Raw genomic sequence first — 4,334 nt, 5'->3', positions numbered from 1 at the left:
TATATCCTTGAAAATTTAAGTAGACCTGCAAATTTATGATTTTTGAAGGTTGACCAAATATTTGTATATTTTTTATCAATTTCTGATTCTAAAACTAGTTTTAAGTCATCACTGCTGTCTCGTCAAAAGAGACTGAATGACAATTGTTTATAGTTTAGCTCTTTGAGATTTTTGTAATCATTGTTTGTAATCATCTCTCTGACAGGAGTTTTGTCCAGTAGCGACATTCCCAAAATTTGTAGAATTTCGTCGGTTGAACGATCTTTTTTTAGTTCTTTGCTTATAATGGCTACCAAACAATATGTGGTAATTGCACCATAGAGTTGTGTTTTCGCAGCATTAAGGGTATGGCCCCAAAAGCCTTTCTCCTTAAGATGCTGTTTGATCCATTTAGAAAACAATTAGACTTGCCGGCGATTCTTATGAAGAATGGCGATTTCCCGGGCTGTGAGTTCGAAGTTGTTTGTCAGGAAAACAACTTCAACATCTGTCTCACAGTCGTAATACTTGATCCTACGAAGTTTCTGTGGGTAACGATTGTAAGATTTTGCGTGCAAAAAAACACCGGTTTGATCACATCTTATCCCAGTCGATTTGTCAACTCGGCCAGAGTACATCCTTTTGAACTTGAGGTTGTCTTTGGCCCGTACCACAAACCATGCTTCAAGTTTTTGAATCCTGTAAAGCCGTTCAAAATCATTGTAGCCCCTGTCAAAGATGTAGTAACTGCCTTTTTCATATGGGATATTATCCATGGCATTTACATCGTTGACTGATGCGGTGGTAATGTGAACAAAGCTCGGAATCTGGGTCTTGACATCGTATAGGGTATGCATTTTTACGCCACCTTTCTTCTTGCGAAACTCAGCCCACCAGAAAACACTCAGGCAAAGGTCGATTGTTGTGGAGTCGAAAGCATAAATATTGCCATCGACTTTTACTTCAAAATCGTCATTGGCGCAAACCCTGCGGGCATGGTCTATCAGGTGGTAGGCAAATTCTTCGTAGATTTTGCAATTCCTGTTGATGTTTGCCCTTGCAAGAGTTGCCAGTTTCACGCTGGAGCCGAGTCCCAAATGATATGACTTGTTCCGGTGCGCATCAATGGCAACAATTAAATCCCGAAGACTGTCGCGATTGCTAAGTTGCCCAAATACCATACAGAGCATCTGGTTCCAACATGTAAAAGTGCGGACGTGCTTGTTGCCATTGTACTTCATCACAAGACGGTCAAACACCCTGCGAGGCAGAAATTCGGTGATTTGTGCAAATACATATTTCCCTTGGTTCATTTCTCAGTATTTTGAAACCAAAAGAAACAATTCAAATCGTCACGCAACAAAAATCACTACAAACAATTGATTATCAATTTTTTCAAAGAACGAGTTAATATTTAAACGAGACACTAGTGATAAAATATTGAGAAGCAACCGTGTCTTTATTCTATCCCAACATCACCACCAGCTTTTTCAAGGCAGCAATAAATTGATCAATTTCGTCGACGGTGTTGTACACGGCGAAAGAAACCCGGATGGTTGCCTGAACTTAAAAAGGTGGGAAGTCTGTATAAAAATTTTGGCGGGTGCCAAATTTTAGAAATTCAACAGTTCCTTTGTCAATATATACCCCAAACCGGTATTGTCCGTGTTTGATCTTAAAAAATTTACCCCTGCTTTGAAGCGGCTCACAATGAGGAATGTCGCTAATTGTGCCTGCCTGTTCGCAATCTTCAATAACTGTTCTTATCAGGGATTTTATTGTGGCTTGTTTTACTTTTTTGACATCCTTTAAGAAAGAATTGCGGAATTCCACTTTCATTTCAAGGCATTTAAAACTTCTTCTTTGCTGACCTTCCTGGTTTTGCGGCTTGCTTTCAATGCCTTCAACATGGAGATGTTCTCCAATTCTTCGTCCGTGGCAATGGTTGCATTTTCAACCCCTTTCAAAAGCCGGATTGCTTCGAGTATGCGTTTTGCATTGGATCCTTCTTCGATATTGATTACGATTGTTTTCATTTCTATTTTGTTTCCAACAAACTTACAAATTTTAACCCGAAAAAGCCGAAGTTGCATCGTTGCGAATGTGTTAGGGTTTTCGGCACAAGAGTTAGAATGAGCCAGCGTGGGAGCGTGAGAAGGTTAATTTTTATTTTACCCCAGCATGACCACCAACTTTTTCAGGGCAGCAATAAATTGGTCAATTTCGTCGACGGTGTTATACACGGCGAAGGAAACCCGGATGGTTGCCTGAACTCCGTAATGATCCATCACCGGGTCGGCACACAGGCGGCCGGTGCGCACGGCAATGCCCATTTTGTCGAGCATGGTGCCGAGGTCAAACGGGTGAATTCCTTCAATATTAAAAGTAATAACGCCCGATTTTTCCGGCTGTGTACCATAAATCACCAGGTCTGGAATTTCCAACATCTTTTGGGTGGCGTAGGTCAATAAGCTGTTTTCGTAAGCTGCTACCTCATTTAAACCCAGCTTTTGCAGGTAGCGAATGGCTTCGCCAAACGCGATGACGCCGGTAATGTGTGGGGTTCCGGCTTCAAACTTATAAGGAACTTCGTTGAAGGTCGTGTTTTCAAAAGTCACTTCCGAAATCATTTCGCCGCCGCCCTGGTACGGAGGCATCTGGTCCAGCAGTTCTTTTTTGCCATACAAAACACCAACCCCGTTTGGTCCATACATTTTATGTGCTGAGAAAACGTAAAAGTCGGCATCCAGTGCCTGCACGTCTACCGGAAGGTGTTTCACGGCCTGTGCGCCGTCAACCAACACCTGAACCCCTTTGGTATGCGCTTTGGCAATAATCTCCCCGACCGGGTTGATGGTCCCCAAAGTGTTTGACACATGGGCCACGGCAATCAGCCGGGTTTTCTCGTTGATCAGCTCATCCAGCTTTTCGAGCTCCAGCCGGCCATCGTCGGCAAATGGAAGCTTGACAATGCGTGCGCCTTTTCGGTTTGCCATCAACTGCCAGGGGACAATGTTGGCGTGATGCTCCATCTCCGAAACAATGATTTCATCACCTGCCTTCACAAATGCTTCTCCAAATGAAAAGGCCACCAGATTGATGCTTTCGGTCGTTCCTTTGGTGAAAATGATTTCTTCGCGGAAACCGGCATGAACGAAATCTTTGACCAAATCGCGTACGGCTTCAAACTCAATGGTTGCCTGATCGGCCAGGAAGTGCGCTCCACGATGAATGTTGCCGTAATACTCCAGATGCAGCTGTTCTTCCTTTTTTAAAACCGATAAGGTTTTTTGCGATGAAGCAGCACTGTCCAGGTAGATCAATGGTTTGTTGTAAACGTGTTGATTCAGAATGGGAAAATCTTTTCGTATGCGGGCGATATCAAGTGTCATGGTATTTTCTTTTTTGATCGAGTATTGAGCATCTCGCTACAAGGGAAACGAGCAATACGGGGTCCTCTTTATTTCAAACACAAAACTAATCTTTTTGATTAAACTTTTGAAAATGAATATTGGAAAGGGGTTTGCCGGGTAACGAAAAAAAACTCCATAGTCTGGAGTGGGTAAGAGTTAACTGACGGTAGGCAGCACGTAGCCGAGAGTAGGCATGTAGTTAACGACGGGCAGGAGGTAGACGAGATCAGGCAAGACATAGGCGGGAATAGGAGCCAGATAGTCAAGGGTAGAGGCGACCTGGTTGAGAATGGGCAGCGCTTGGTTAAGTTTAGGGGGAACTGAGTTGGTCGTTAGGGTTATTGATCGGGTGACTTAAGTCACCCAATCAATAGAGTGATAGTTTCACTTCAACCCAAAATTCGCAGTTTTAATATATTCACCTTTATCCAGCATCAATGTCGATCGGTTGATCAATTGGTCACGACCAACCTTCAGGTGAAATTTGCTCCATTCAGGTCAGTTTGCTGGCTTTTAACCGCAGGCTGTTGGCGACCACCGACACCGAGCTGAAGGCCATGGCTGCTCCGGCAATCATCGGGTCGAGCAGAAAGCCGTTGACCGGATAAAGCAGGCCGGCGGCAATGGGGATGCCAATAGCGTTGTAGATAAAGGCCCAGAACAGATTTTGCTTGATGCCCAATACCGTTTTGCGCGATAGTTGCAAGGCTTTGGGAATGGATTCCAGGTCGGAGGTGATGAGCGTCATCTTCGCCACATCCATCGCAATGTCGGAGCCGTGCCCCATGGCAATGCTTACGTCGGCCTGGGCCAGCGCGTGCGAATCGTTGATGCCGTCGCCCACCATCGCAACCAGCTTGCCTTCGGCTTGCAGCTGCTTTATAAACTCGGCCTTGTCGGCTGGCAGTACCTCGGCCTTAAAATCGGTGACACCCACCTGTG

General features: G+C 44.6%; 5 protein-coding genes. All 5 read right to left on the bottom strand.

The features are described 5' to 3' along the window. Nucleotides 1-401: 401 nt before the first annotated feature. On the bottom strand, nt 402-1,292 hold the full coding sequence (locus AAC033_RS18475; RefSeq protein WP_339740911.1) for an IS4 family transposase: 891 nt from the start codon (nt 1,290-1,292) through the stop codon (nt 402-404). Between the two features lie 253 nt (nt 1,293-1,545). Next, nucleotides 1,546-1,818, bottom strand: coding sequence for a hypothetical protein (locus AAC033_RS18470; RefSeq protein ID WP_339740909.1), 273 nt, complete (start codon nt 1,816-1,818; stop codon nt 1,546-1,548). Then, nucleotides 1,815-2,015: a hypothetical protein gene (locus AAC033_RS18465; RefSeq protein ID WP_339740906.1), complete on the bottom strand. Its 201-nt coding sequence runs from the start codon at nt 2,013-2,015 to the stop codon at nt 1,815-1,817. The genes AAC033_RS18470 and AAC033_RS18465 overlap by 4 nt, the downstream gene beginning before the upstream one ends. A 135-nt stretch (nt 2,016-2,150) precedes the next feature. Further along, nucleotides 2,151-3,371, bottom strand: a complete 1,221-nt coding sequence (locus AAC033_RS18460) for a cysteine desulfurase (protein ID WP_339740904.1) — start codon at nt 3,369-3,371, stop codon at nt 2,151-2,153. A gap of 514 nt (nt 3,372-3,885) precedes the next feature. Next, nucleotides 3,886-4,334, bottom strand: a 449-nt coding sequence (locus AAC033_RS18455) for an HAD-IC family P-type ATPase (RefSeq protein ID WP_339740902.1), incomplete at its 5' end; no start/stop codon positions are given.

The organism is uncultured Sunxiuqinia sp., assembly GCF_963974515.1.
Taxonomy (GTDB): domain Bacteria; phylum Bacteroidota; class Bacteroidia; order Bacteroidales; family Prolixibacteraceae; genus Sunxiuqinia.
Note: the sequence above shows the minus strand (reverse complement) of the source record. Positions and strands in the feature narration are given on the sequence as shown.